The 2,779-nt window shown below is 61.2% G+C and carries 3 protein-coding genes; all 3 read left to right on the top strand.

What is annotated here, in order from left to right:
- Window positions 1–465 (top strand): ABC transporter permease subunit (locus tag EN969_RS25435; RefSeq protein WP_127419494.1); only part of this gene is annotated, 465 nt, incomplete at its 5' end.
- 2 nt (window positions 466–467) lie between these two features.
- Window positions 468–1,322 carry an ABC transporter ATP-binding protein gene (locus EN969_RS25430; RefSeq protein WP_024503389.1) on the top strand — a complete coding sequence of 285 codons (855 nt, stop codon included), beginning with the start codon at window positions 468–470 and terminating at the stop codon, window positions 1,320–1,322.
- Entirely contained in the window at window positions 1,322–2,152 is an 831-nt protein-coding gene (locus tag EN969_RS25425; RefSeq protein WP_063169937.1) for a dipeptide ABC transporter ATP-binding protein, read from the top strand. Before EN969_RS25430 ends, EN969_RS25425 begins: the two co-directional genes overlap by 1 nt.
- Window positions 2,153–2,779 lie beyond the last annotated feature (627 nt).

Genomic DNA, 2,779 nt, shown 5'->3' with positions numbered 1-2,779 from the left:
CTCTTGGCCCTGGTGCTGGTCGCGGTGCTTGGCCCCGGCCTCGTCAACGCCATGATCGCCATCGCCTTCGTGCTGCAGCCGCATTTCGCCCGGCTCACCCGCGCCGCCGTGATGGCCGAAAAGACCCGCGAATATGTCGTCTCGGCCAAGGTCGCCGGCGCCAGCCATCTCAGGCTGATGCTGGTCACCATCCTGCCAAACTGCATCGCGCCGTTGATCGTGCAGGCGACGCTGTCCTTCTCCAACGCCATCCTCGAGGCGGCGGCCCTTGGCTTCCTCGGCATGGGCGCGCAGCCGCCGACGCCGGAATGGGGCACCATGCTGGCCGAAGCGCGCGAGTTCATCCTGCGCGCCTGGTGGGTGGTGACCTTCCCTGGCCTCGCCATCCTGATCACCGTCTTTGCCATCAACCTGATCGGCGACGGTCTGCGCGACGCGCTCGACCCCAAGCTGAAGAGGTCCTGAGCATGCCTCTGCTCGAGATCAAGAACCTCACCGTTTCCTTCGACACCGCGGCCGGACCGTTCATGGCCGTGCAAGGTATCGACCTGTCGATCGAGCCGCGCGAAGTGCTGGCGATCGTCGGCGAGTCCGGCTCCGGCAAGTCGGTGTCGATGCTGGCGGTGATGGGGCTGTTGCCCAACACGGCAACCGTCAAGGCCGACCGCATGGCCTTCGACGGCGTCGATCTGCTGAAGCTCAGCCCGTCCGAACGCCGCAAGATCGTCGGCAAGGACATCTCGATGATCTTCCAGGAGCCGATCGCCAGCCTCAACCCGTGCTTCACCGTCGGGTTCCAGATCGAGGAGGTGCTGCGCTTCCACATGGGCATGGACCGCGCCCAGCGCCGGGCGCGTGCCATCGAACTGATGAAGCTGGTCGGCATCGCCGACCCTGAAGAGCGGCTGAGTTCCTTCCCGCACCAGATGTCCGGCGGCCAGTGCCAGCGCGTCATGATCGCCATCGCCATTGCCTGCAATCCGAAACTGCTGATCGCCGACGAGCCGACCACGGCGCTCGACGTCACCATCCAGAAGCAGATCCTCGATCTGCTGGTTTCGCTGCAGGCCAAATACGGCATGGGCCTGATCATGATCACCCACAATATGGGCGTGGTGGCCGAGACCGCTGACCGCGTCATCGTCCAGTACAAGGGCCGCAAGATGGAAGAGGCCGACGTGCTGTCGCTGTTTGAATCGCCAAAGAGCAATTACACGCGGGCGCTGTTGTCGGCCTTGCCGGAAAACGCCGTCGGCGACCGGCTGCCGACCGTTTCCGACATGATGTTCGAGCCGGCGCCTTCTGCTGCGGGAGCCACCTGATGAGCACCACGGTTCTCGAAGGCAAGAACATCGTCCGCGACTACCACATCGGCGGCGGCCTGTTCACCGGGCCGCGCACCGTGCACGCGGTCAAGGGCGTCTCGTTCAAGGTCGACAAGGGCAAGACGCTGGCCATTGTCGGCGAAAGCGGCTGCGGCAAGTCAACGCTTGCCCGCATCATCACGCTGATCGATCCGGCGACATCGGGCGAATTGTTCATCGACGGCAACAAGGTCGACATCGCCAAGGGCGGATTGACCAAGGAGATGCGCCGCAAGGTGCAGATCGTCTTCCAGAACCCCTACGGATCGCTCAATCCGCGCCAGAAGATCGGCGACGTGCTGGGCGAGCCGCTTTTGATCAACACCGACAAGCCGGCGGCCGAGCGGCGCGACCTGGCGATGAAGATGCTGAAGAAGGTCGGGCTCGGTCACGAACATTACAATCGCTATCCGCATATGTTCTCCGGCGGCCAGCGCCAGCGCATCGCCATTGCCCGCGCGCTGATGCTCAATCCGAGCCTGCTGGTGCTGGACGAGCCGGTCTCGGCGCTCGATCTGTCGGTGCAGGCGCAGGTGCTCAACCTGCTCGCCGACCTGCAGGACGAGTTCCAGCTGACCTACGTCTTCATCAGCCACGATCTGTCCGTGGTACGCTACATCGCCGACGATGTGATGGTGATGTATTTCGGCGAAGCGGTGGAATACGGCTCGCGCGACGAGGTCTTCGCCGACCCCAAGCACAGCTACACCAGGACGCTGTTCGCCGCGACGCCGCGCGCCGACGTCGCGTCGATCAAAGCGAGGCTGGCGAAGAAGAAGGCCGCCTGAGGCTTTTCGTCATCCTAGGTCGTGAACTCATAAATGCAGTATGACCGCGATGATTGGGAAGCAGGGCAAAGGGGCTGGCTTAGCCCTCTACACCCCATTTTAATTGGCTGGCATCGATGACGTCTGATCCCATGTACTCAACAAAATAGCTTCGTATCCTTTGGCGATGCCGATCCCATCTGGGGGACATTCGCTCACTCTTGTTCTCAATTTCAGCTAGAAAGACCCATTCCACGAATTGGTCCGCTGTGACATCACCGGATTGAGGGATAAAATCGGTGACATGCATGAATTTGTCGCCGTGCATTCCTCCGCAATACCCATGACCAGCACAGACCGCGTGCATGAGCGAGTCGAATCTATTCTTTACTTTCATGGAACATGCGCGATGGTGAAGCGGGATGCCTAGGCGCGCTGCGACAGCATATATCCTTGGGTGTAGATCCGCAATGGAGTCGTTTTTCGACCGGGACCTTCATATTATTGCGGAGTCTGAATCAGATTCCGCCGCAGTATGAAAGTCTCAGCCGGAGGGGTCCTCAGCGGCCAGTGGTGTTTCCCGTGTCAGCAACCAATCTTGAGCCACGATCTCAATTGTGTCGTCACGGAAGTAGAACAGGAATTGAC

It is taken from the genome of Mesorhizobium sp. M7A.F.Ca.CA.003.01.2.1 (assembly GCF_003998945.1).
Lineage (GTDB): Bacteria > Pseudomonadota > Alphaproteobacteria > Rhizobiales > Rhizobiaceae > Mesorhizobium > Mesorhizobium ciceri.
The sequence above is the reverse complement of the archived record's forward strand: the minus strand, read 5'-3'. Positions and strand labels throughout refer to the sequence as shown.

Coding starts and splice junctions, on each gene's coding strand:
- EN969_RS25425 (WP_063169937.1), top strand. CDS start 1,322: ATGAGCACCACGGTTCTCGAAGGCAAGAACATCGTCCGCGACTACCAC.
- EN969_RS25430 (WP_024503389.1), top strand. CDS start 468: ATGCCTCTGCTCGAGATCAAGAACCTCACCGTTTCCTTCGACACCGCG.